A 23,779-nucleotide genomic window follows, 5' to 3' on the forward strand; every position below is an offset into this window, starting at 1 on the left:
GCACCGCCGCGGTGTGTCAGGTTGGCTTGCAGGCTTCAATGGGGCTGCTGCGCAGTCCAGCGGGGATGAATCCCCTCGTCACAGGTTCAGTGGTCAGTTCTACAGGGCTGTGATCAATGCGCCTCGGGCAGCGGAACCGGCGTGAGCACCGGTTTGCCGGAAAAGAACGCGTTCAGGTTCTGGCCCACCAGCTCCACCGTGCCTCGGGTCGCTTCCGGCGAAAGGCCGGCGACGTGGGGCGTCAAGACCACATTGGGCAGCAGCTTCAGGGCGTCGGGCACTTCGGGTTCGTGATCGAACACGTCCAGGGCCGCGCCGGCGATCCGGCGCTGTTCCAGGGCATGGATCAGGTCGGCGGTGGCGACCACACTGGCACGGGCGATGTTCACCAGGAAGCCGTGGGGGCCCAGGGCGTCGAGCGCCTGTTTGTTGATCAACTGCCGGGTATCCAGGCCGCCGGGCGTGGCGACGATCAGAAAGTCCGAGACCCGGGCCAGTTCCGTGGGCGTGGCGCAGAAGGTGTAGGGCACGTCGTTGCGCATCCGGCGATTGTGGTAGCTGACGCTCATGTCAAAACCGAGGGCGGCCCGCTTGGCGATCGCCATGCCCACCGAGCCCAGGCCCAGCACGCCCAAGTGCTTGCCGGCCAGGGACGGGCGCATGACCTTGGCCCACTCGCCACGGCGCACGCTCGCGTCTGCCCGGGGAATGTCGCGCACCAGCGCCAGCAGCAGTGCCATGGCATGGTCGGCCACCGACGACGCGTTGACGCCGGCGCCGTTGGTCACCACGATGCCCCGGTGGTGCGCGGCCTGCAGGTCCACCTGCTCGTAACCGGCGCCAATCACGCAGATGATCTGCAGGTTGGGCAGGGCAGCGATTTCTTCCGCTGTCAAACCCAGGGGGCCGCGGGTCAGCACCGCGCTGAAGCGTTCACCGTGTTCGAAAATCGCTGTCTTGCGTTCGGCCGGCGTGGGCGCCAATTCCAGGTGGTAACCCTGCCGCTCGAGAATCGGCAGGTATTCATTGACGGTTTCAACCAGTACCAGAACGGTGGCGGTCATGCTGGGCTCCTGTGGGCGCTGGGGCGATTTCAAGTATTCAACCTGATTGTAGGAGCCGGGGGCAGGGGGGGCTTGGGCTTTTTTATGTGTATTTGAAGTTCATCATTGCGCCTTGTGGCGCTGGTCGTGGAAGCACGGCTTGCCCGCGATGCAGGCGGTCCAATACCTGAGGTCCGTGTCGTGCGCATCGCGGGCAAGGCGTGCTCCCACAGCCGATCCCACAGGATGGCTGAACTGATCCGTACAACCGCTCCTCAGCTAAGTCTTTGCTTCTGCTCATGAATCCCGGACAATCGCGCCCCTGTTTCGGCCAGGGCGCTGCCTGTCGGGTTTTTCCGACTCGTCCCGGCCGGGTGCATGTGACCGGAATACGGAGATCCGCCCGGATGAATGATCAGGCCAATAGCGTCGAAGAGCGCTTTGAAACGACAGTCCCAGCCACCCTCAGCCAATGGAGTCGCCAGGACACCACCTGGATGCTGGGCCTGTTTGGCACCGCCATCGGTGCAGGTACTCTGTTTTTACCCATCAATGCGGGCCTGGGCGGCTTCTGGCCGTTGCTGATCCTGGCTGTGCTGGCGTTCCCCATGACGTTCTATGCCCACCGGGGTCTGACCCGTTTCGTGTTATCCGGTCGCGACGGCGCGGACATCACCGAGGTGGTGGAAGAACATTTCGGCCTCAAGGCCGGTGCGCTGATCACGCTGCTGTACTTCTTTGCCATTTTCCCGATCCTGCTGATCTACAGCGTGGCGCTGACCAACACGGTGGGCAGTTTCCTGGCCCATCAGTTGCACATTCAGCCGCCCCCTCGGGTCGTGCTGTCCCTGGTGCTGATCCTGGGCCTGCTGGCGGTGGTGCGCTGCGGCGAGCAGGCGATCGTCAAGGCCATGAGCCTGATGGTCTACCCGTTCATCGTTGCGCTGCTGTTTCTGGCGGTGTTCCTGATTCCCCACTGGAGCGGCGGCATCCTGACCACCGCGTCGACGCCGCCTGAACCTTCGGCGCTGTTGCATACCTTATGGTTGGCGATCCCGGTGATGGTGTTCTCGTTCAACCACTCGCCGATCATCTCGGCGTTTGCGGTGGACCAGAAACGTCGCTATGGCGGCAACGCCGAGGCGCGCAGTTCGCAGATCCTGTCGCGCGCCCATGTGCTGATGGTGGTGATGGTGCTGTTCTTCGTGTTCAGCTGCGTGCTGACCCTGACCCCGGCGCAACTGGCCGAGGCCAAGGCACAGAACCTGTCGATCCTGTCGTACCTGGCCAACCATTTCAGCAACCCGACCATCGCCTTTGCCGCGCCGTTGATTGCCTTTGTCGCCATCTCCAAATCGTTCCTTGGGCACTACATCGGTGCCAGCGAAGGCCTCAAGGGCCTGATCGTCAAGAGCGGCCGCCGCCCGGCGCCCAAGACCCTCGACCGCCTCACCGCTGCGTTCATGCTGGTGGTGTGCTGGATCGTCGCCACCCTCAACCCGAGCATCCTGGGCATGATCGAAACCCTGGGCGGCCCGGTCATCGCGGCCATCCTGTTCCTGATGCCGATGTATGCCATCCGCAAAGTCCCGGCCATGGCCCGCTATCGCGGCCAGGCGTCGAATGTCTTCGTGGTACTGGTGGGCCTGGTGGCGATTACTGCGCTGGTCTACTCCCTCGCCGCCTGACCTGGCATGTCCAGGGGAGCGAGCCTGCTCGCGAAGACGACGCCCCGGCTCGCATCAATCTACAGGCATAAAAAAACGCCGCCCCTCGCAAGAAGGGCGGCGTTTTTAGTTGGGCGTCTTAAGCTTTACGCTTGAACGACCGGGATGTTGGCGTTTGCAGCCGCTTCACGGAACTCGGCGATCTGGTCGAAGCTCAGGTAGCGGTACACGTCCGCTGCCATGCTGTCGATCTTGCCGGCGTATTCCATGTACTCCTCGACGGTCGGCAGGCGACCCAGGATCGAAGCGACGGACGCCAGTTCGGCCGAAGCCAGGTAGACGTTCGCGCCGTCGCCCAGACGGTTCGGGAAGTTACGAGTCGAAGTCGACACCACGGTGGAGTTCGGCTCGACGCGTGCTTGGTTACCCATGCACAGCGAGCAGCCTGGCATTTCCATCCGCGCACCGGCCTTGCCGTAGATGCCGTAGTAGCCTTCTTCGGTGAGCTGGTGAGCGTCCATCTTGGTCGGCGGCGACAGCCACAGACGAGTTGGCAGCTGGCCCTTGACCTGATCCAGCAACTTGCCGGCAGCGCGGAAGTGACCGATGTTGGTCATGCACGAACCGATGAACACTTCGTCGATCTTCTCGCCAGCAACGCTGGACAGCAGACGGGCGTCGTCCGGATCGTTCGGCGCGCAGAGCACAGGCTCGCTGATGTCGGCCAGGTCGATTTCGATGACTTCGGCGTATTCGGCGTCGGCATCGGCTTCCATCAGTTGCGGGTTGGCGATCCAGGCTTCCATCGCTTGGGCACGACGTTCCAGGGTACGGGCATCACCGTAGCCTTCGCCGATCATCCAGCGCAGCAGGGTGATGTTCGATTGCAGGTACTCGGTGATCGACTCTTTCGACAGCTTGATGGTGCAACCGGCAGCCGAACGTTCGGCCGACGCGTCGGACAATTCGAAAGCCTGTTCCAGGGTCAAGCCTTCCAGGCCTTCGATTTCCAGGATGCGGCCGGAGAAGGCGTTTTTCTTGCCTTTCTTCTCGACGGTCAGCAGACCGTTCTGGATGGCGAAGTACGGAATGGCATGAACCAGGTCACGCAGGGTGATGCCAGGTTTCATTTTGCCTTTGAAGCGCACCAGGATCGATTCCGGCATGTCCAGCGGCATGACGCCGGTGGCGGCGGCGAACGCGACCAGGCCGGAACCGGCTGGGAACGAGATGCCCATCGGGAAACGGGTGTGCGAGTCGCCACCGGTGCCCACGGTGTCCGGCAGCAGCATGCGGTTCAGCCACGAGTGGATGATGCCGTCGCCCGGACGCAGGGAAACGCCGCCGCGGGTCATGATGAAGTCAGGCAGGGTGTGGTGGGTGGTGACGTCGATCGGCTTCGGATAGGCCGCGGTGTGGCAGAAGGACTGCATTACCAGGTCAGCCGAGAAGCCCAGGCACGCCAGGTCTTTCAGTTCGTCACGGGTCATTGGACCGGTGGTGTCCTGGGAACCCACGGTGGTCATTTTCGGTTCGCAGTAGGTGCCAGGACGTACGCCTTGGCCTTCTGCCAGACCGCAAGCCTTGCCGACCATCTTCTGCGCCAGGGTGAAGCCCTTGGTGCTTTCCGCCGGGGCTTCAGGCTTCTTGAACAGGTCGAACGGCGGCAGACCCAGCTCGGCGCGAGCCTTCTCGGTCAGGCCACGGCCAATGATCAGCGGAATACGGCCGCCGGCACGGACTTCGTCCAACAGTACCGGGGTCTTCATTTCGAAGGTGGTGATGACTTCGTCGGTACCGTGCTTGCAGACTTTGCCGGCATGCGGGTACAGGTCGATCACGTCGCCCATGTTCATGTTCGAAACGTCGAACTCGATGGGCAGTGCGCCGGCATCTTCCATGGTGTTGTAGAAGATCGGAGCGATCTTGCTGCCGAAGCAGAAACCGCCAGCGCGCTTGTTCGGCACATAAGGAATGTCGTCGCCGAAGAACCACAGCACCGAGTTGGTGGCGGATTTACGCGAGGAACCGGTACCGACCACGTCACCGACGTAGGCGATCGGGAAGCCTTGGCCGCGCATTTCTTCGATCTGCTTCATCGGGCCGGTCTTGCCTTGCTCGTCCGGAACGATGCCGTCACGGGCCATTTTCAGCATGGCCAGGGCGTGCAGCGGGATGTCAGGACGCGACCAGGCGTCGGGGGCAGGGGACAGGTCGTCGGTGTTGGTTTCGCCGGTGACCTTGAAGACGCGCAGGCTGATCTTGTCGGCCAGCACCGGGCGCTTCTTGAACCACTCGCCGTCAGCCCAGGATTGCAGCACGGCCTTGGCGTGGACGTTGCCGTTCTTGGCTTTTTCAGCCACGTCGTGGAAGGCATCGAACATCAGCAGGGTGTGCTTGAGTTCTTCGGCAGCCACTGGCGCCAGCTCGGCGTCGTCCAGCAGTTCCACCAGGGTCACGATGTTGTAGCCGCCCTGCATGGTGCCCAGCAGTTCAACGGCACGCTTCTTGTCCAGCAGAGGGGATTGGGCCTGACCCTTGGCCAGGGCGGACAGGAAACCGGCCTTGACGTAGGCGGCTTCGTCGACGCCTGGCGGAACGCGATTGGTGATCAGGTCAACGAGAAAAGCTTCTTCGCCAGCCGGAGGATTTTTCAGCAGCTCGATCAGGCCTGCGGTTTGTTCGGCGTTAAGCGGCTGGGGAACGATACCCAGGGCTGCGCGCTCTTCGATATGTTTGCGGTAGGCTTCAAGCACAGTTATTACCCTCATCAGTGGTCCCAAATGGGTGTCCGGGACGCTCATCCAGGAACCCACGGTACTCATGCGCGTCGACGGCTTTTTGAGCCATCACGCCAGAGTTTCCGCACGTTCCTCACAGAAGCTGCTTTCAAAGTTTTACGCCTGCAGAACGGGAGCTGATGAGGGTTGGCGTTGGGCTTTCCCCGCTGGAAAGACCCTTCGCCAACACCGCTCTGAAGGAACGACTGTGCTCGTGACGCTTTGAAAACAGCTTCTAACGGACATTGGCGCCTTAAAAGGCTGGCTGATTCTACGGGAAAAAAACATTAAAGGTAAGTTGGCCTACGAAGTTTGAAGGGGTGATCAATCTTAGACAAAGGGCTAACATGCCGGCCTGTCCTGCTTTTGCGTGTGCGTTTCCTTATGCCCAACCAGCTCATCAAGACCCCCTGCGTCGGCCTTTGCTCCACTGTCTACGGTGACCTGGTGTGCCGTGGCTGCAAGCGGTTCCACCATGAAGTGATTCACTGGAACGGCTACAACGAGGACGAAAAACGCGCGGTGTGGATGCGGCTCGAACAGCTGTTGGTGCAGGTGATGGTGGCCAAGTTGGAGGTTTTCGATCCCGTATTGCTGCGCCAGCAACTGGAATCGCGCAAGATCCGTTTTGTGCCGCACCAGTCGGAATATTGCTGGGCCTACCAGTTGATCGCCCGGGGCGCGCGGGTGATCAACAACCTGGAAGCCTACGGCATGGTGCTGATGCCGGAGTTTCGCGATTGGGACCTGCCGGACCTGCGCGATGCCATTGATCGGGAGTTTTTCCTCCTGTCCGAAGCCCATTACCAGCGTTACATCGCACCAGGGTTCCTGAAGGATGCGATCGGCGGCTGACTCCCCGGCCATTTATGCAAAGGCGCTTTTGTGCCCGGGAGTTTTTGTGGCGAGGGGATTTATCCCCGTTCGGCTGCGAAGCAGGCGTCTGGCGTTTGGACTGATGGGGCCTGCTCCGCAGTCCAACGGGGATAAATCCCCTCGCCACGGCTTATTCCTTGGCCGCGAGCTCCACCAGATGATCCTCGACCTCCTGGGGCTTGAGCACCAGCACATCGCTTTCCAGCGTATCGAGCACAGCCTCGGCGGTGTTTCCGATCAACACCCCGGACAACCCCGAACGGGCCACGGTGCCGATCACGGTCACTGCTGCCTGCAGCTTGCGCGCCATGTACGGAATCAAGACGTCCGCCGGGCCTTCTTCGATGTGCAGGTGCTGGTCATCGATGTCGAACTCGGCCTGGAACGCCCGGCATTGCTCGCGATACCGGGCCTCGATGGTTTCCTTGAGTTGGAACGTCGGGTCGGCGGACGAGAGCATCGGCGAGGGATGGGCGCTGATTACATGCAGGTGCGCCTTGGCGAGGAGGGCGATGTCGTAGCCGTGGTCGATGATGGTGGAATGCAAGTGGCGGTGTTCGCCGTCGGCATTGCCAACATCGATGGCGGCCAGGATGACCCTGTCTTTCCAGGAGCTGGCGGTTTTCACCAGCAGCACCGGGGTAGGGCAATGGCGTAGCAGCTTCCAGTCCGCCGGGGTCAGCAGGGCCTTTTTCAGTGGGCTGTCGGGAAAGTGCTGTTTGATCACCAGCCCGCAACCTTCGGCCTGCTGCACGTCGATGATGGTTTCGTAGAGGCTTTCATTCCAGGCCTGCTCGGTGGTGACGCTGTAGCCGTCGGCCAGCAGCGCGGCCTTGAGCACGCCGAGCAGGCCGGCATGGTCATGCTTTTTGTCGCACACCAGCAGGTGCAGGTGAGCCTGGGTCACACCGGCGATCAGTTTGGCGCGCTTGAGCGCCAGGCTTTCCGAGTGTTCGGGCTCAATGACCACCAGGATGCTGCGAATGGCTTGCATGATCGGCGTTCTCCGGCAATAAAAAGGCTGGCGTTGCTCAACTATAGTTGTTGTGGAACAGTTTAGTTGCTGTGGGTGAGTCGTCGACTTGATGCATATCAACGGCGGTGGCTGGTGGTCTGGAGGCAGGCCGGTATAATCGGCGCCCTTCGCTCGACTACCTTTGCCCGTGAGCCCCATGAATCTTCCCGAAATCCACGAATTCCTTGGTTGTCGCACCCCCGATGCCTGGGTGCAGGCCGCGCTGGCCGACCAGGAAACGTTGCTGATCGACCACAAGAACTGCGAATTCAAGGCCGCCAGCACGGCCCTGAGCCTGATCGCCAAATACCATTCCCACGTCGACCTGATCAATTTGATGTCGCGCCTGGCCCGGGAAGAGCTGGTGCATCACGAGCAGGTCATGCGCTTGATGAAAAAGCGCAAGATCAGCTTGCGCCAGCTCTCCGCCGGGCGTTATGCCTCTGGGCTGCGCAAGGTGGTGCGCAGCCACGAGCCGGTCAAACTGGTGGACACCCTGGTGGTCGGCGCCTTCATCGAAGCCCGCAGTTGCGAGCGTTTCGAGGCCTTGGTGCCGCATCTGGACGAGGAACTGGGCAAGTTCTATTTCGGGTTGCTGAAAAGCGAAGCCCGACATTTCCAGGGTTACCTGAAGCTGGCCTACCAGTATGGCGACGCCAAGGACATTGCCCTGGTGATCGACAAAGTGCGTGAGGCCGAGCGGGCGCTGATCGAGTCACCGGATGTGGAGTTTCGGTTCCACAGTGGCGTGCCTGCGGCATAGGGCTGTTTGCCTTGACGCCATCGCGAGCAAGCTCCCCACAGGGATTTGTGAACTTCCCAAGTCCAATGTGGAAGCGAGCTTGCTCGCGATGAGGCCTTATGCAGCGCTGCCTCTTAAGCAGTCAGCCCCAGGCGCTCATGCCACCGAGCAATGGATTCTTCGGGATAAACCTCGAACTGCTGGTCGTCCGGATGCGCCTCGACTTCCACCCACGGCGCCCTGGAACCCAGCATCAGGTGGGTGTGCTCCGGCGGTACCGGCAGCGGTGTGTCGATGGCCGAGGCAAAGGGGTGAATCAGCTCCGGCCATTCGGGGCTGAACAGCCATAGCCCCGAACCGCACAAGGAACAGAAATGCCGTTCGGCACTGCTGCGGTGGGCGCGTTTATCGCCTTCGTCCTTGAGGCGCGCATGGTAAATCGAGATGTGTTTGCGACCGCGCACCTTCAGGCTCTGGGCATCGCCCCCCAGGTTGATTGCAAAACCACCACCGCCCTGGGTCTTGCGACAGATCGAGCAGTAGCAGCGCTGATAAGGGTAGGGGTGGGCACAGGCCAGGCTGAACGACACGGCGCCGCAGTGGCAGGATCCTTCTAGCTGCATGGGTACCTCCAGTGGGATTGGAAATGACTCAGTACAGCCTAGACAATCTGTGTCTTGGCAGTTGAACTGAGGGTGGCCATGCGACCGCCTTCGCGAGCAAGCCCGCTCCCACAGGGGATCTGTGTCGGATCTTCTGCCCACTCTCGGTCAGTGTGGGAGCGGGCTTGATCGCGAAGACGTCGGTGCAGCCAACATTATTTCGGCACCCGCCACAAATACCACGCCGCCACCGTCCGATAAGGGCTCCACGCCAGACCGATCTCAATCATCTGCTTGCGGCTGGGCTGTCGCTCCAACCCCTTGAACCGTCGATAACCTTCACGTACGCCAAAGTCATCGGCCGGCAGGATGTCGGGGCGTTCCAGGCTGTAGATCAGTAGCATTTCCACGGTCCAGCGCCCGACGCCGCGCAAGCAGACCAGGCGTTCGATCAACGCTTCATCCTCCATCGTCCGCGCTGTGGCGTAATCCGGCACGATTCCGTCCAGGGTCGCTTGGGCGATGCCCTGCAGGGTTGCGATCTTGCTGGCGGAGAACCCGCAACCGCGAAGTTGCTCAGCATCTGTTGTCAGCATCTGTCCGGGGGTGGGGAAGGTCTGCGCCGGGAACAACGCCAGCAGGCGACCCAGAATCGCGTCGCCTGCCTTGGCGTGCAGTTGCTGGTAGGCAATCGCCCGGACCAGGGCTTCATAGGGATCGCGGGCCGGCTTGGGTTGCAGCAGGCAAGGGCCGATCGTCTCGATATGTCGTCGCCAGTCTTCGTCGAGATTGGCCAGGAAGGCACTGGCGTCGTGATAGGGCATTGGCATCGGGCGTTCCTTCTCCGTGCCGTTCAAAACGCCAGGGGCAGCGAGACGTGCACCGCGGCTTTTTCCAGCCGCAACAGAAACGCCTTGCGCGGTTGGCCGCCCCCATAGCCGGTCAGCGAGCCATCCGCACCGATCACCCGGTGGCAGGGAACGACGATGGCCAGGCGATTCTGTCCGTTGGCCAGGCCCACGGCCCGGCTGGCGCCAGGGCTGCCCAAGGCCGTGGCGATGCCGCCGTAGCTGCGGGTTTCGCCGTAGGGAATCCTTTGCAGCTCAGCCCAGACCCTCACGGCGAACGCGCTGCCAGGCAGGTGCAGCGGTACGCTGAAGGTCGTGAGTTTGCCGGCGAAATAGTCGGCCAGTTCGGTTTCAATCTGGTGCAGGTGAGCGTTGTGCCCCGGTGCGACGGTGTAGCCGTAACGCAGTTGCAGTTCTTCCAGTTCCTTGGTCAAGGCCGGGCGGTCGAGGAACTCCAGCAGCACCAGGCCTCGTCGTTCGGCCATGGCCAGCATGGGGCCCAACGGTGTGGTCAGGCGGGTGAACAGCAAAGGTTCGCTGAGGGCGGCGCGGCCCGGCGTGATGTGGAAGGACTTCACGAAGGCATCACGAAAGCCGCTCAATGACTCGTAGCCGGAGTCGAACGCGGCATTGTCGATGGAGCTGCCGTCCTTGATGCCGCCCAGGGCAATGCCCAGGCGGCGGGTGCGCAGATAGGCGTGAAAGGTCATGCCGAAATGTTGCTTGAACCAGCGGCGCAATTTCAGCGGCTCGATACCTTGTTCCAGCAACAGGGCATCGGTCCAGCGCAGGTCAGGCTCGGCGTCCACGGCTTTGAGCAGGACCTGGATCCAGTCCGGCGCGATGGCGGCGGCGTCCAGGGGCTTGCAGCGCAGGCAGGCCCGGTAGCCGGCCGACATGGCCTCGTCGGCGTGGGCGAAGAACTCCACGTTCTCCGGCTTCGGCTTGCGCGCGGTGCAACTGGGGCGACAGAAAATGCCGGTGGTCTTGACCGCAGTGAAGAACACCCCCTCGTAGGCGGTGTCTCGTTCGAGCATGGCGCGGACCATCTCGGCGTGGGGCGGGAGCAGCGAGTCGTGTAGGTTCATGGGCAGAGCATAGAGCCGTGCCCGGGACGGCTCCACCGAAAAATCGACAGTGAATTTTCCAGTCGTGATGCCTGATCCCGGTGTCGCGGCTTTTTTCTGCCAGTCAGGCAAAGCGTTCAATACTTCCAGAACACGGGAGTGAACAACACCAGCACCGTCAGTATCTCCAGTCGACCCAGCAGCATGCCAATGGTCAGTAGCCATTTCGCCGCATCCGGCAAGGTCGAGAAGTTGCCGGCCGGCCCGATGATCGTGCCCAGCCCGGGCCCCACGTTGCACACGGCGGTGGCCGCGCCGGTCAGGGCGGTGGTCCAGTCCAGACCGATCAGCGCCAGCCCCAGGGCGATAGCGCCAATGGTGATGGTGAAGAAGAACGAAAAGGTCAGCAGCGAGCGGACGATCTCTTCGTCGATGGGGTGATTGTTGTATTTTTTCTGGATTACCGCCCGGGGATGGATCAGTTGTTTCAGGCTGCCCATCAGTAACTCGCCGGCTACCTGGAAGCGGAAGATCTTCAGTCCGCCGGCCGTCGATCCCGAGCAACCGCCAACGAACGTCAAATAGAAGAACAGCAGCAAGGCAAAGCTGCCCCATAGGGTGTAGTCGCCCAGCGCCACGCCCGTGGTGGTGACCACCGACGTCACGTTGACGGCCACGATACGGACCGCGTCCCCCCAGCTATAGTCGCTGTTCAGGCTCAGCCAGGTCCCCACGATGAGCCAGGTGATGACCAGGAATCCGACGAATCCCCTGACTTGCTGGTCCTTGAGCAACGCGCGTTTATGGCCGCGCAGGGTGGCTACATACAAGGTGAAAGGCAGTGATCCGGCCATCATGATGACGACCGATACCCAGTGGATGGCCGGTTGAGGCCAGTGCGCCAGGGATGAATCCGATGTGGAAAAGCCCCCCGTAGAGATCATCGACATTGCATGATTGATCGCCTCGAAGGGCGTCATGCCGGCCAGCCACAAGGCCAGGGCCGCCAGGGCGCTCAGTCCGATGTAGATCCACAGGATGTAGTTTGCCGCGACATGGGAACGCGGCGTGACTTTTTCCGACCAGTCCGACGATTCGGTCTGGAACAGTCGCATGCCACCGACCCGCAACAGCGGCAGGATCGCCACGGCCATGCCGATGAAGCCGATACCGCCGAGCCATTGCAACATCGAACGCCAGATCAACAGGCCGGGAGACGCATTGTCCAGGCCCGTCAGGATAGTCGAGCCGGTGGTGGTGATGCCCGACATCGTCTCGAAAAAGGCGTCGGTATAGCTGATGTGCTGGATGAACACCATGGGCAGTGCGGCGAACATGCAGACCGCCAGCCAACTGCCGGTGGTCAGCAGGTACATGTCCCTGGGGCGCAACTGCGCGTGTTCCGGACGACCGCGAGCCACCAGGGCGATGCCGCAGACAAAGGTAATCAGGCTCGACCAGAGAAATGCCGACAGGTCATCGTTTCGTTCATACATCATCAGCGTCAGGAGTGGGATCACCATGCTGGCGGCCAGGGTGATCAGGAAAATGCCAAGGATGAATCCGATGAACCGTAATACCGCAAAGGACATAGCGAGCGCCTGGTTGAATGAGCCGTCCAGTATCGATATCCCCAGACGTAGGTTGCGTAAAATTTGCGTAAAAAGAATCCGCGATGGATCTGTGCCGTTATGCCGCGTCCACTGGGCAGTTTTGTTCAATACCTCATGCCGCGCGCCATTTACCCTGATCGCCACCCCATAGAGATGAAGAAGGTATGCGATGAGCTTGTTATTTTCCATGGCGGCGTTTGCCCTGGTCGCCTCCATCACGCCGGGCCCGGTCAATATCGTGGCCCTGAGTTCCGGGGCCCGCTACGGTTTTCGTGCCACTTTGCGCCATGTGGCGGGTGCAACCCTGGGGTTCGTGTTGCTGCTGGTGCTAATGGGGCTGGGGTTGCATGAAGTGCTGCAGCGCTGGGCCGGTCTCACGCGACTGGTGCAACTGGGGGGCGTGGCGTTTCTGTTGTTCATGGCCTGGAAGCTGGCGATGGATAACGGTGACCTGGGTGCCGCAGAGGAGGGACGGGCCCCCTCGATGTTCTACGGCGCGCTGATGCAATGGCTCAACCCCAAGGCCTGGCTGGCCTGCGTGGCGGGAATGGGGGCATTCGTGGCCGATGGCGAGGCGCGGCTGGTGTGGCAGTTTGCGGCGATCTACCTGGTGATCTGCTACGTCTCGGTGGGCTGCTGGGCGTATGCTGGCAGTTTTCTGCGCGGCTGGCTGGGCAATCCAGCGACCATGCGCCTGTTCAACCGGACGATGGCGGTGTTATTGGTGGCCAGTGCGGTGTATCTGCTGTTGCCTTGAGCCAAACCCACCGTTGTGGTCGGAACGCAATTGTGGCGAGGGGATTTATCCCCGTTGGGCTGCGCAGCAGCCCTAAAAGCTGTTGACTCAATCTTGCAGATAGATTGGGTTGAGTCCTCCAGGGCTGCTGCGCAGCCAACGGGGGTAAATCCCCTCGCCACAAAAGCAGGAGAAGCTCAACCGCGATACTGGCCGGGCGTCGCGGCCAGGTGTTGCTTGAAGGCGCGCTGGAAGTGCGCCTGGTCGGCAAACCCGCTGTCCAACGCCACGTCGGCGATCAGTTTGCCTTCGCGCAACTGGCGTCGGGCAAACTGGATCCGGCGATTGACCAGGAAGGCGTGGGGCGTCATCCCGTAATGGCGCTTGAAGGCCCGGCTCAGGTAAGACGGTGACAGTTGCGCGGCGGTGCAGATGTCTTCGAGCCTCAAGGCTTCGCTGCAATGGTCATGGATAAACTGCGCCGCCCGCATCAATCCGGGATGACTGCCCCGGTCCGGCCGGCCGGCCGGGTTGAGCCGTTGTTGCAGGTCAATGAAGAACGCCTCGGCGGCGGCGTGCTTGTGGGCCGTGTCGAGTGACTCGTCCACCAGTTGCCCATACAACCTTCCCAGCGCGGCAAACAGGTCCACGTCGCGACTGTGAGTGGTGGCAAAACCCTGGAAATCCAGTCTTTCGTCAAAGCCGATACGGCGCTGCAAGTCCCTGAGCCAATGGGTGTCGACATACAACATCACATAGGACCACGGCTGATCGTCGATCGGGTTGCAGGCATGGACATCGCCGGGGTTCATCAGCACCACCGTGCCGCTTTCCACCTGGAAACTCGAGCGTTCGTGAAGATAGGTACTGCGCCCGGCGGTGATTGCGCCGATGGAAAAGTGGTCATGGGAGTGACGCGAATAGCAGACCTTGCGCCCATCGGCGATGCTCCGGGCCTCGATGAAGGGCAGGGCCGCGTCGCGCCAGAAGCGTGGGGCGGCGTCTTGGGGTGCGTGCTTCATCGGTCGGCGTCCTCATCTTGAACTTGAGTCGCAGTGTATTAGTCCTGGCCGGCAAATGCCCGTCGGATTTAGCCCGTTCGGTTTGAAGGGCTGGGGTCCTGGGCTAGACTTCATGAAGTTCTGCCAATGGAGTTTCCGATGCTTGCGCCACGCAAACCGGACGACGAAGCCGCTCGCCTGAAAAATCTGCACTCGCTCAAGCTGCTTGATACCGCGCCTGAAGAACGGTTTGACCGCCTGACCCGTCTTGCCCGGCGTCTGTTTGATGTACCCATCGCCCTTGTGTCACTGGTGGACGCCAACCGGCAATGGTTCAAGTCCAGCGCCGGCCTGGACGCCAGCGAAACCCCGAGGGAAATTTCCTTTTGCGGGCATGCGATTTTGCAGGATCAGATCCTGGAGATCTGCGACGCGGAACAGGACGAACGCTTCCACGACAACCCGCTGGTCAAGGATGCGCCTGGTATTCGCTTCTACGCCGGGCATCCGCTGGGGCTGGAGGACGGTAGCAAGCTCGGTACGTTGTGCCTGCTCGACACCCGGCCGCGCAAACTCAATGACGAGGAGCGCGAACTGCTGCGCGACTTGGCCCGCATGGCCGAACAGGAAATGGTCGCGGTGCAGATGGCGAGCATGGACGAGCTCACGCTGCTGTCCAATCGACGCGGCTTCAGGACGTTGGCCCAGCATGCGCTGAATGTATGCGATCGCTTGTCGCGACCGGCGACGCTGCTGTTTTTCGATCTCAACGACTTCAAGCCGATCAACGACCGTTATGGCCACGCCGAGGGCGACAACGCGCTGAAAACCTTCGCCGACGTGCTGCGCATCGCCTTTCGCGAAAGTGACGTGATCGGCCGCCTCGGTGGTGACGAATTCGTGGCGTTGCTCACCGGCTCTTCCCATGTCGAGATCGCGGCAATCATGGCGCGACTCAAGGAAATCCTCGATGAACGCAATGCGATGTTGCAGCGTGGCTATGACATTCGTTTCAGTGTCGGCCAGATCGAGTACGACCCCCAGCGCCATCAGTCGATCGACGCGCTACTGGCTGACGCGGATGCGGCGATGTACGCACAGAAACAGGCGCTACGCAGCTAGCGCAAGCCAACCCCCGATCCCACAGGGATTTATGTTGGTCGAAGAGCCGAGACCCACCACCCATTCAATGTGGGAGCGAGCTTGCTCGCGATAGCGGCAGCCCATTCAAAATGGATGCAAGCAGACCCACCGCCATCGCGAGCAGGCTCGCTCCCACAAGGAATTGCGGTGTAATCAGGCAATCGGCAATAAAAAACGCCGCTTGGCCTTTCCAGGACGAGCGGCGTTTTTTACGCGTGGCGCGGGTGAAGATTACTCTTCGATGTTGCCCATGGCGGTGGTATTGAAGCCGCCGTCCACGTACATGATTTCACCGCTGATGCCCGACGCCAGGTCCGAGCACAGGAAGGCGCCCGCGTTGCCGACTTCTTCGATGGTAACGTTGCGACGCAGCGGGGTTTGCGCTTCGTTGGCGGCCAGCATCTTGCGGAAGTTCTTGATGCCGGAAGCAGCGAGGGTGCGGATCGGACCTGCCGAGACGCAGTTGACGCGGGTGCCGTCCGGGCCCAGGGAGCCGGCCAGGTAACGGACGCCGGCTTCCAGGGAAGCCTTGGCCATGCCCATGACGTTGTAGTTCGGCATGGTGCGCTCTGCGCCCAGGTACGACAGGGTCAGCAGGCTGCCGTTGCGGCCCTTCATCATTTCGCGACCGGCCTTGGCCAGGGCCACGAAGCTGTAGGCGCTGATGTCGTGGGCAATGCGGAAACCTTCACGGGTGGTGGCTTCGGTGAAGTCGCCGTCCAGTTGGTCGCCCGGGGCGAAGCCCACGGAGTGCACGATGCAGTCCAGGCCATCCCACTTCTTGCTCAGTTCTTCGAAGACCTTGGCGATTTCTTCATCGCTGGCCACGTCGCACGGGAAGCACAGCTCAGGGCTCGAGCCCCAGCCTTGCGCGAACTCTTCGACACGACCCTTGAGTTTGTCGTTCTGATAAGTGAAGGCAAGCTCAGCGCCCTCGCGATGCATGGCGGCGGCGATGCCGGATGCGATGGACAGCTTGCTGGCGACACCGACGATCAGTACGCGCTTACCGGCGAGAAAACCCATGTGTTGCTCCTCTTTTCAGGTTATTCGGCAGTCGTTGGGGCCAGGAAGGCGGCCTCCAGCAACTGCTGTGTATAGGGGTGCTGCGGCGCGGCGAATATGCTGCGGGCATCACCTTGTTCGACCACTTGGCCATGCTTGACCACCATCAGTTGGTGGCTCAGCGCTTTGACGACAGCCAGGTCATGGCTGATAAACAGGTACGTCAGGTTGTACTTGGTTTGCAACGACCGCAACAGCTCCACCACTTGGCGTTGCACAGTACGGTCCAGGGCCGACGTTGGTTCATCCAGCAGAATCAACGCCGGCTTGAGCACCAGGGCCCGGGCAATGGCGATACGCTGCCGCTGCCCTCCGGAAAATTCATGGGGGTAGCGGTTCCGGGTTTCCGGGTCCAGGCCTACCTCCTTCAATGCCGCGATTATCGCGTGTTCCTGTTCGGCTTCGGTGCCGATCTTGTGGATCCGCAGGCCTTCCCCGACGATCTGGCTCACACACATCCGTGGGCTCAGGCTACCGAACGGGTCCTGAAACACCACTTGCATCTCCCGGCGTAGCGGCCGGACTTGTTGCTGCGTCAGGCTGTCCAGCTGCTTGCCTTCGAAGCGGATCCCACCCTCGCTGCCGATCAGCCGCAGGATTGCCAGTCCCAGGGTGGACTTGCCGGAACCGCTTTCGCCGACGATGCCCAGGGTCTGGCCCTGGGGCAGGCTGAAGCGAATCCCGTCCACGGCCTTGATGTAGTCTACCGTGCGTTTGAACAGGCCTTTCTTGATCGGGAACCAGACTTTCAGGTCCTCAACCTGCAGCAGCGGCGGGCCGACGACGTTGTCCGCCGGGTTGCCGCTGGGTTCGGCGCCCAGCAGTTCCTGAGTGTACGGATGCTGCGGCGCGCGGAACAACTCTTCGCACGATGCCTGTTCGACGATGCAACCGCGCTGCATGACACATACGCGATGCGCAATTCTTCGCACCAGGTTCAAATCGTGGCTGATCAGCAGCAGCGACATGCCCAATCGCGCCTGCAGTTGCTTGAGCAATTCCAGGATTTTCAGCTGGACGGTGACGTCCAGGGCGGTGGTCGGCTCGTCGGCGATCAGCAGTTCCGGCTCGTTGGCCAGGGCCATGGCGATCATCACCCGCTGGCGCTGGCCACCCGACAACTCATGGGGCAGGGCCTTGAGGCGCTTGTGAGGCTCGGGAATGCCGACCAGCTCCAGCAACTCAAGGGTCCGACGGGTGGCGACCTTGCCGCTCAGGCCCTTGTGGATGCCGAGCACTTCATTGATCTGCTTTTCAATGGAGTGCAGCGGGTTGAGCGAGGTCATCGGCTCCTGAAAGATCATCGCGATCCGGTTGCCGCGGATATGGCGGATGGTTTTTTCCTTCAGTCCCAGCAAATCCTGACCGGAGTACTGGATGGTCCCGGTGGGGTGATGGGCCAGTGGGTAGGGCAGCAAGCGCAGGATCGAGTGGGCGGTGACGGATTTGCCCGAGCCGCTTTCACCCACCAGGGCCAGGGTTTCGCCGCGCTTGATGTCGAAGCTCACGCCCTCGACCACCCGTTGGCGGCGTTCGCCGACAACGAATTCCACCGCCAGATCGCGCACTTCGATCAGATTGTCCTGGTTCATATCACTTCCTCGGATCGAAGGCATCGCGAGCGGACTCGCCGATGAACACCAACAGGCTCAACATCACGGCCAGCACGGCGAACGCGCTGATACCCAGCCACGGTGCCTGGAGGTTGGATTTGCCCTGGGCCACCAACTCGCCCAGGGACGGCGCCCCCGGCGGCAGGCCAAAGCCGAGGAAATCCAGGGCGGTGAGGGTGCCGATGGCGCCGGTGAGGATGAACGGCATGAAGGTCATGGTCGAGACCATGGCGTTGGGCAGGATGTGGCGGAACATGATCGCGCCGTTCTGCATGCCCAGCGCCCGCGCAGCGCGCACGTATTCCAGGTTGCGTCCGCGCAGGAACTCGGCGCGGACCACGTCCACCAGGCTCATCCAGGAAAACAGCAGCATGATGCCCAGCAGCCACCAGAAGTTGGGCTGCACGAAGCTGGCCAGGATGATCAGCAGGTACAGCACCGGTAGCCCGGACCAGATTTCCAGGAACCGTTGGCCGGCCAGGTCCACCCAGCCGCCATAGAAGCCCTGCAAGGCGCCGGCGATCACGCCGATGATCGAACTGAGCAGCGTCAGCGTCAGGGCGAACAGCACCGAGATGCGAAAGCCGTAGATGACCCGGGCCAGGACATCGCGGCCCTGGTCGTCGGTGCCCAGCCAGTTCACGGAAGAGGGCGGTGCCGGGGCCGGGACTTTCAGGTCGTAGTTGATGCTCTGGTAGCTGAACGGAATCGGTGCCCACAGCACCCAGGCGTCCTTGGCCGCCAGCAGTTCACGGATGTACGGGCTCTTGTAATTGGCTTCCAGGGGGAATTCGCCGCCGAACGTGGTTTCCGGGTAGCGCTTGAGGGCCGGGAAGTACCAGCCGTCGTCGTAATGCACCACCAGCGGCTTGTCGTTGGCGATCAATTCGGCGCCCAGGCTCAGCCCGAACAGGATCAGGAACAGCCACAGCGACCACCAGCCACGCTTGTTGGCCTTGAACAGCTCGAAACGACGGCGATTGAGAGGGGACAGGTTCATCTCAATGCTCCCGGCTTTCGAAGTCGATGCGCGGATCGACAAAGGTGTAGGTCAGGTCGCCGATCAGCTTCACCACCAGCCCCAGCAGGGTGAAGATGAACAAGGTGCCGAACACCACCGGGTAGTCGCGGTTGATGGCCGCCTCAAAACTCATCAGGCCCAGGCCGTCGAGGGAGAAGATCACCTCGACCAGCAGGGAGCCGGTGAAGAAAATCCCGATGAACGCCGAAGGGAAGCCGGCGATTACCAGCAGCATGGCGTTGCGAAAGACATGGCCGTAAAGCACCCGATGGCGGGTCAGGCCCTTGGCCTTGGCGGTGACCACGTATTGCTTGTTGATTTCGTCGAGGAAGCTGTTCTTGGTCAGCAGGGTCATGGTGGCGAAGTTGCCGATTACCAGGGCGGTCACGGGCAGGGCCAGGTGCCAGAAGTAATCGAGGATCTTGCCGCCCAGGCTCAATTCGTCGAAGTTGTTGGAGGTCAACCCGCGCAACGGGAACCAGTCGAAATAACTGCCGCCGGCAAACACCACGATCAGCAGGATGGCGAACAGGAACGAGGGGATCGCATAGCCGACGATGATCGCCGAACTGGTCCACACGTCGAAATGGCTCCCGTGCCGGGTGGCCTTGGCGATCCCCAGCGGGATCGACACCAGGTACATGATCAGCGTGCTCCACAGCCCGAGGGAGATGGACACGGGCATCTTTTCCTTGATCAGGTCGATGACCTTGGCATCGCGGAAGAAACTGTCGCCGAAGTCCAGGTGGGCGTAGTTCTTGATCATGATCCACAGGCGTTCGGGGGCCGATTTGTCGAAGCCGTACATGCGCTCGATTTCCTTGACCAGCGCCGGGTCCAGGCCCTGGGCGCCGCGGTAGGAAGAACCGGCCACCGACACTTCGGCACCGCCACCGGCGATGCGGCTGGTGGCGCCCTCGAAGCCCTCGAGCTTGGCGATCATCTGTTCCACCGGCCCGCCGGGTGCGGCCTGGATGATGACGAAGTTGATCAGCAGAATGCCGAACAGGGTCGGGATGATCAGCAGCAGTCGCCGAAAAATATAAGCCAGCATTTCGTTACTCCACGCTCGCAGGGGCGGCGATTTGCTGCTCGATGACCTGCTTCTCTACTTCATCGGCCGGCTTGATCTCCGGCTTGACCCACCAGGTGGTGGTGCCGATGTCATAGGTCGGCGTGATTTTCGGATGGCCGATGTGGTTCCAGTAGGCCACGCGCCAGGTTTTGATGTGCCAGTTTGGAATCACGTAGTAACCCCACTGCAAGACCCGGTCCAATGCCCGGGCATGGGCCACCAGGCTCTTGCGCGAATCGGCGTTGATCAATTGTTCCACCAACTGGTCCACGGCCGGGTCCTTCAGGCCCATGGTGTTGCGGCTGCCAGGCTTGTCGGCGGCGGCGGACATCCAGAACTCGCGCTGTTCGTTACCCGGTGAGCTCGATTGCGGGAAGCTGCCGACCACCAGGTCGAAGTCCCGGGAGCGCACGCGGTTGATGTATTGGGACACGTCGACCCGGCGGATCACCAGTTCGATGCCCAAGTCGCTCAGGTTGCGCTTGAACGGCAGCAGTATCCGTTCGAACTCGGTCTGGGCCAGCAGGAACTCCAGCACCACCGGTTTGCCTTGGGCGTCGACCATCTTGTCGTCGACGATGCGCCAGCCGGCCTCTTGCAGCAGTTGATAGGCCTTGCGCTGCTGGTCGCGAATCATCCCGCTGCCGTCGCACATCGAAGGTTGGTAGGCTTCGGTGAAAACCTGCTCGGGAATCTTGCCGCGCAGGGGTTCGAGAATCTTCAATTCGTCTTCGCCGGGCAGACCGGTGGCGGCCATTTCCGAATTCTCGAAATAGCTGCGGGTACGGGCGTAGGCGCCGTTGAACAGTTGCTTGTTGGTCCACTCGAAGTCCAGCAACAGGCTCAAGGCCTTGCGCACTCGAACATCCTGGAAGATCGGCCGGCGCAGGTTGTAGACAAAGCCTTGCATGCCGGTGGGGTTGCCGTTGGGGATCTGTTCCTTGATCAGCCGGCCTTCGGTCACCGCCGGTATGTTGTAGGCGTTGGCCCAGTTCTTGGCGGTCATTTCCAGCCAGAAGTCGAACTGCCCGGCTTTCAACGCCTCCACCGCGACGGTGTTGTCGCGGTAGTAATCGGTGACCAGCACGTCGAAATTGTAGAAGCCGCGATTGACCGGCAGGTCTTTGCCCCAGTAGTCCTTCACCCGCTCATAGCGGATCGAACGGCCGGCCTTCACTTCGGCAACCCTGTAGGGGCCGCTGCCCAGGGGGATCTCAAGGTTGCCCTTGTTGAAGTCGCGCTCGGCCCACCAGTGTTTCGGCAATACCGGCAATTGACCGAGGATCAACGGCAGTTCGCGGTTGTTGGTGTGCTTGAACTTGAACAGGACTTTGAGCGGGTCTTCGGCGATGACGTCGGCGACGTCGTTGTAATAGCCGCGGAACATCGGCGCGCCGTCCTTGGTCAGGGTCTGGAAGCTGAAGACCACGTCCTCGGCGCGCACCGGATGACCGTCGTTGAAGCGGGCTTCGGGGCGCAGGTAGAAGCGCACCCAGGCATTATCGGGGGCTTTCTCGATTTTTTCGGCGATCAGGCCGTATTCAGTGAAAGGTTCGTCCAGGCCCTGCTTGGCCAGCGTGTCGTAGATCAGGCCGATGTCATCGGCCGGTACACCTTTGCTGATGAACGGGTTGAGGCTGTCGAAGCCTCCAAAGCCGCCCTGGCGGAAGATGCCACCCTTGGGCGCGTCCGGGTTGACGTAGTCGAAATGCTTGAAGTTGGCCGGGTATTTCGGCGGCTCGTTGTACAAGGTCACGGCATGCTGCGGAGCAGCGCAGGCCAGCCCGGCGAATAACAGGCTGCTGGCCGGCAGGAGCAGGGCGCGAAAAGGCTTCATTGATCTTTCTCCGAAGATTTCAGCCACCAGGCGCTCAGGCCCAGGGTATAGGGCGGCGTAGTGACGAAGGCGAACCGGTTGCGGTACGCCAGGCGATGATAATTGAGATACCAGTTGGGAATGCAGTAATGCTGCCACAGCAGCACGCGATCCAGGGCCTTGCCGGCGGCGACCTGTTCGTCGCGCGTCTGGGCGGCGAGCAGTTTTTCCAGCAGATGGTCGACCACCGGGTTGGCGATCCCGGCGTAGTTCTTGCTGCCCTTGACCCCGACCTGGCTGGAGTGGAAGTACTGCCATTGCTCAAGGCCCGGGCTGAGGGTCTGGCTCAAGGTCAGCAGGATCATGTCGAAGTCGAACTGGTCCAGGCGCTGCTTGTACTGGGCTCGGTCCACCGTGCGCAAACGGGCCTGGATGCCGATGCTGGCGAGGTTTTCAACGTAGGGTTGCAGGATGCGCTCCAGGTTCGGGTTCACCAGCAGGATTTCGAAGCTCAAGGGCTGGTGGTCGGCGTTCAACAGGCGCTGGCCGTTCAGGCTCCAGCCGGCCTCCTTCAATAACCCCAAGGCTTTGCGCAGGGTTTCCCGGGGAATACCGCGACCGTCGGTCTTGGGCAAGCTGAAGGGTTCGGTGAGCAATTTGGGTGGCAATTGTTCCCGATACGGCTTGAGCAACAGCCATTCATGGCCCACCGGCAGGCCAGTGGCGGAGAATTCGCTGTTGGGGTAGTAGCTGAGGGTGCGCTTGTAGGCGCCGCTGAACAGGGTGCGGTTGGTCCACTCGAAATCGAACATCAACCCCAGGGCTTCGCGCACCTTGACCTCGGCAAACGTGCCACGCCGGGTGTTCATGAACAGGCCCTGGGTCTGGGTCGGGATCTGGTGGGGGATCTGCGCCTTGATCACATCGCCACGGTTGACCGCCGGGAATTGATAGCCATTGGCCCAGTTCTTGGCCTGGTGTTCGATGTAGATGTCGAACTCGCCGGCCTTGAAGGCTTCGAAAGCGACTTCGCTGTCACGGTAGAACTCTACCTCCATGCGGTCGTAGTTGTACTTGCCGCGATTGACCGGCAGGTCCTTGCCCCAATAATCCTTGACCCGTTCGAACACCAGTTGACGGCCAGGCTGCACTTTGGTGATGCGATACGGCCCGCTGCCCAGGGGCGGTTCGAAGGTGGTCGCCTTGAAGTCGCGGCCTTTCCAGTAATGTTGGGGCAACACCGGCAGCTCACCCAGGCGCAGGATCAGCAAGGGATTGCCTGCGCGCTTGAAGACAAAGCGGATTTTCAACGGGTTGAGAATGTCGACCCGCAGCACTTCCTGCAGGTTGGTGCGGTATTGCGGGTGGCCGTCCTTGAGCAGCGTCCGGTAGGAAAACGCCACGTCATAAGCGGTGATGGGCACGCCATCGTGGAACCGCGCTTCGGGGCGCAGGTTGAACACCACCCAACTGCGGTCTTCGCTGTATTCCACCGACTGGGCGATCAGGCCATAGCTCGATGTCGGCTCATCGCCGGACGGCGCGTACTGGCCGGTGCCGACCATCAGCGGCTCGTTCAGCTCATTGATGCCGTATTGAAGGAAGTTGGGCGTGGAAACAGGGCTGCTGCCCTTGAACGTGTAGGGATTGAGCGTATCGAAGGTGCCGAATGCCATGACCCGCAAGACTCCGCCCTTGGGCGCTTGCGGGTTGACCCAGTCGAAGTGGGTGAACCTGGCCGGGTACTTGAGCGTGCCGAACTGCGCATAGCCATGGCTTTCGCTGATGGTTGCACTGGCGGGAGAGCTCAAGGCCAGGCTGATCAGGAGCAAGAGGAGGGGACGTATCAAGTCTGAGATCCGATCCAGGCGGCTTGGGCTTTTATGGCCTGTACAGTAACAGCTTGTATCGGCAGGAAAAAGGCGGGGCTTTGGGGATGTTGGTTAATCGAGCGGGTCCTTGATGACCACGAGACCTGTGGCGAGGGGATTTATCCCCGCTGGGTGCGAAGCGCCCCCCTCGATAGACTGCCTGAGACACCGCGGTGCCGGGTTTT

General features: G+C 61.4%; 19 protein-coding genes. 5 read left to right on the forward strand and 14 right to left on the reverse strand.

The annotated features are described in order from the left end of the window. Window positions 1-113: 113 nt before the first annotated feature. Window positions 114-1,064, reverse strand: a complete 951-nt coding sequence (locus ACMTA2_RS15275; RefSeq protein ID WP_413795511.1) for a 2-hydroxyacid dehydrogenase — start codon at window positions 1,062-1,064, stop codon at window positions 114-116. Window positions 1,065-1,450: 386 nt separating this feature from the next. Here ACMTA2_RS15275 and ACMTA2_RS15280 point away from each other — a divergent pair, with 386 nt between their 5' ends. After that, on the forward strand, window positions 1,451-2,731 hold the full coding sequence (locus ACMTA2_RS15280) for a serine/threonine transporter (RefSeq protein WP_413795512.1): 1,281 nt from the start codon (window positions 1,451-1,453) through the stop codon (window positions 2,729-2,731). Between the two features lie 125 nt (window positions 2,732-2,856). On the opposite strand, the gene acnB is transcribed toward ACMTA2_RS15280, so the two are convergent. Next, complete coding sequence (gene acnB / locus ACMTA2_RS15285) at window positions 2,857-5,466, reverse strand: bifunctional aconitate hydratase 2/2-methylisocitrate dehydratase (RefSeq protein WP_249877324.1); 2,610 nt, start codon at window positions 5,464-5,466, stop codon at window positions 2,857-2,859. Window positions 5,467-5,874: 408 nt separating this feature from the next. Here acnB and ACMTA2_RS15290 point away from each other — a divergent pair, with 408 nt between their 5' ends. Next, entirely contained in the window at window positions 5,875-6,345 is a 471-nt protein-coding gene (locus ACMTA2_RS15290) for a DUF1289 domain-containing protein (RefSeq protein WP_003202781.1), read from the forward strand. A 151-nt stretch (window positions 6,346-6,496) separates the two neighbouring features. Here ACMTA2_RS15290 and ACMTA2_RS15295 read toward each other — a convergent pair whose 3' ends face one another. Beyond that, a complete protein-coding gene (locus ACMTA2_RS15295; RefSeq protein ID WP_413795513.1) occupies window positions 6,497-7,360 on the reverse strand; it encodes a universal stress protein in 864 nt (287 codons plus the stop codon). A 178-nt stretch (window positions 7,361-7,538) separates the two neighbouring features. On the opposite strand from ACMTA2_RS15295, the gene ACMTA2_RS15300 reads away from it, so the two are divergent. Continuing rightward, window positions 7,539-8,144 carry a MiaE family protein gene (locus tag ACMTA2_RS15300; RefSeq protein WP_413795514.1) on the forward strand — a complete coding sequence of 202 codons (606 nt, stop codon included), beginning with the start codon at window positions 7,539-7,541 and terminating at the stop codon, window positions 8,142-8,144. 113 nt (window positions 8,145-8,257) lie between these two features. On the opposite strand, the gene ACMTA2_RS15305 is transcribed toward ACMTA2_RS15300, so the two are convergent. The 4 genes from ACMTA2_RS15305 to ACMTA2_RS15320 form a co-directional block, all read right to left on the reverse strand. Next, on the reverse strand, window positions 8,258-8,746 hold the full coding sequence (locus tag ACMTA2_RS15305) for a GFA family protein (RefSeq protein WP_413795515.1): 489 nt from the start codon (window positions 8,744-8,746) through the stop codon (window positions 8,258-8,260). Between the two features lie 194 nt (window positions 8,747-8,940). Further along, window positions 8,941-9,555: a DNA-3-methyladenine glycosylase family protein gene (locus ACMTA2_RS15310; protein WP_413795516.1), complete on the reverse strand. Its 615-nt coding sequence runs from the start codon at window positions 9,553-9,555 to the stop codon at window positions 8,941-8,943. A gap of 23 nt (window positions 9,556-9,578) precedes the next feature. Next, complete coding sequence (locus tag ACMTA2_RS15315) at window positions 9,579-10,661, reverse strand: bifunctional transcriptional activator/DNA repair enzyme AdaA (protein WP_413795517.1); 1,083 nt, start codon at window positions 10,659-10,661, stop codon at window positions 9,579-9,581. Window positions 10,662-10,777: 116 nt separating this feature from the next. After that, window positions 10,778-12,232, reverse strand: a complete 1,455-nt coding sequence (locus ACMTA2_RS15320; RefSeq protein WP_413795518.1) for a TrkH family potassium uptake protein — start codon at window positions 12,230-12,232, stop codon at window positions 10,778-10,780. 190 nt (window positions 12,233-12,422) lie between these two features. Between ACMTA2_RS15320 and ACMTA2_RS15325 the strand changes: the two genes are divergently transcribed. Further along, the gene (locus tag ACMTA2_RS15325) at window positions 12,423-13,010 is read left to right on the forward strand and encodes a LysE family translocator (protein WP_413795519.1); all 588 of its coding nucleotides are present in this window, start codon (window positions 12,423-12,425) and stop codon (window positions 13,008-13,010) included. A 176-nt stretch (window positions 13,011-13,186) separates the two neighbouring features. Here the strand turns inward: ACMTA2_RS15325 and ACMTA2_RS15330 are convergent, their stop codons facing one another. After that, the gene (locus ACMTA2_RS15330) at window positions 13,187-14,011 is read right to left on the reverse strand and encodes a helix-turn-helix transcriptional regulator (protein ID WP_413795520.1); all 825 of its coding nucleotides are present in this window, start codon (window positions 14,009-14,011) and stop codon (window positions 13,187-13,189) included. Window positions 14,012-14,149: 138 nt separating this feature from the next. Between ACMTA2_RS15330 and ACMTA2_RS15335 the strand changes: the two genes are divergently transcribed. Further along, the gene (locus tag ACMTA2_RS15335) at window positions 14,150-15,112 is read left to right on the forward strand and encodes a GGDEF domain-containing protein (RefSeq protein WP_413795521.1); all 963 of its coding nucleotides are present in this window, start codon (window positions 14,150-14,152) and stop codon (window positions 15,110-15,112) included. 252 nt (window positions 15,113-15,364) lie between these two features. On the opposite strand, the gene fabI is transcribed toward ACMTA2_RS15335, so the two are convergent. The 6 genes from fabI to ACMTA2_RS15365 are packed head-to-tail and all read right to left on the reverse strand — an operon-like array spanning window position 15,365 to window position 23,573. Continuing rightward, window positions 15,365-16,159 (reverse strand): enoyl-ACP reductase FabI, encoded by a 795-nt coding sequence (fabI, locus tag ACMTA2_RS15340; protein ID WP_003202751.1) that lies wholly within the window; start codon window positions 16,157-16,159, stop codon window positions 15,365-15,367. A 20-nt stretch (window positions 16,160-16,179) separates the two neighbouring features. After that, entirely contained in the window at window positions 16,180-17,790 is a 1,611-nt protein-coding gene (locus ACMTA2_RS15345; protein ID WP_413795522.1) for an ABC transporter ATP-binding protein, read from the reverse strand. Window position 17,791: 1 nt separating this feature from the next. Then, entirely contained in the window at window positions 17,792-18,811 is a 1,020-nt protein-coding gene (locus tag ACMTA2_RS15350; RefSeq protein WP_060741967.1) for an ABC transporter permease, read from the reverse strand. Between the two features lies 1 nt (window position 18,812). Next, window positions 18,813-19,886, reverse strand: coding sequence for a microcin C ABC transporter permease YejB (locus ACMTA2_RS15355; protein WP_413795523.1), 1,074 nt, complete (start codon window positions 19,884-19,886; stop codon window positions 18,813-18,815). Between the two features lie 4 nt (window positions 19,887-19,890). Beyond that, window positions 19,891-21,744 (reverse strand): extracellular solute-binding protein, encoded by a 1,854-nt coding sequence (locus tag ACMTA2_RS15360; RefSeq protein WP_413795524.1) that lies wholly within the window; start codon window positions 21,742-21,744, stop codon window positions 19,891-19,893. Then, on the reverse strand, window positions 21,741-23,573 hold the full coding sequence (locus ACMTA2_RS15365; RefSeq protein ID WP_413795525.1) for an extracellular solute-binding protein: 1,833 nt from the start codon (window positions 23,571-23,573) through the stop codon (window positions 21,741-21,743). The genes ACMTA2_RS15360 and ACMTA2_RS15365 overlap by 4 nt, the downstream gene beginning before the upstream one ends. Window positions 23,574-23,779: the final 206 nt, after the last annotated feature.

The organism is Pseudomonas medicaginis, from assembly GCF_965119365.1.
Classification (GTDB): Bacteria; Pseudomonadota; Gammaproteobacteria; order Pseudomonadales; family Pseudomonadaceae; genus Aquipseudomonas.

Coding starts and splice junctions, on each gene's coding strand:
- ACMTA2_RS15275 (WP_413795511.1), bottom strand. CDS start 1,064: ATGACCGCCACCGTTCTGGTACTGGTTGAAACCGTCAATGAATACCTG.
- ACMTA2_RS15280 (WP_413795512.1), top strand. CDS start 1,451: ATGAATGATCAGGCCAATAGCGTCGAAGAGCGCTTTGAAACGACAGTC.
- ACMTA2_RS15290 (WP_003202781.1), top strand. CDS start 5,875: ATGCCCAACCAGCTCATCAAGACCCCCTGCGTCGGCCTTTGCTCCACT.
- ACMTA2_RS15295 (WP_413795513.1), bottom strand. CDS start 7,360: ATGCAAGCCATTCGCAGCATCCTGGTGGTCATTGAGCCCGAACACTCG.
- ACMTA2_RS15300 (WP_413795514.1), top strand. CDS start 7,539: ATGAATCTTCCCGAAATCCACGAATTCCTTGGTTGTCGCACCCCCGAT.
- ACMTA2_RS15305 (WP_413795515.1), bottom strand. CDS start 8,746: ATGCAGCTAGAAGGATCCTGCCACTGCGGCGCCGTGTCGTTCAGCCTG.
- ACMTA2_RS15310 (WP_413795516.1), bottom strand. CDS start 9,555: ATGCCAATGCCCTATCACGACGCCAGTGCCTTCCTGGCCAATCTCGAC.
- ACMTA2_RS15315 (WP_413795517.1), bottom strand. CDS start 10,661: ATGAACCTACACGACTCGCTGCTCCCGCCCCACGCCGAGATGGTCCGC.
- ACMTA2_RS15320 (WP_413795518.1), bottom strand. CDS start 12,232: ATGTCCTTTGCGGTATTACGGTTCATCGGATTCATCCTTGGCATTTTC.
- ACMTA2_RS15325 (WP_413795519.1), top strand. CDS start 12,423: ATGAGCTTGTTATTTTCCATGGCGGCGTTTGCCCTGGTCGCCTCCATC.
- ACMTA2_RS15330 (WP_413795520.1), bottom strand. CDS start 14,011: ATGAAGCACGCACCCCAAGACGCCGCCCCACGCTTCTGGCGCGACGCG.
- ACMTA2_RS15335 (WP_413795521.1), top strand. CDS start 14,150: ATGCTTGCGCCACGCAAACCGGACGACGAAGCCGCTCGCCTGAAAAAT.
- fabI (WP_003202751.1), bottom strand. CDS start 16,159: ATGGGTTTTCTCGCCGGTAAGCGCGTACTGATCGTCGGTGTCGCCAGC.
- ACMTA2_RS15345 (WP_413795522.1), bottom strand. CDS start 17,790: ATGAACCAGGACAATCTGATCGAAGTGCGCGATCTGGCGGTGGAATTC.
- ACMTA2_RS15350 (WP_060741967.1), bottom strand. CDS start 18,811: ATGAACCTGTCCCCTCTCAATCGCCGTCGTTTCGAGCTGTTCAAGGCC.
- ACMTA2_RS15355 (WP_413795523.1), bottom strand. CDS start 19,886: ATGCTGGCTTATATTTTTCGGCGACTGCTGCTGATCATCCCGACCCTG.
- ACMTA2_RS15360 (WP_413795524.1), bottom strand. CDS start 21,744: ATGAAGCCTTTTCGCGCCCTGCTCCTGCCGGCCAGCAGCCTGTTATTC.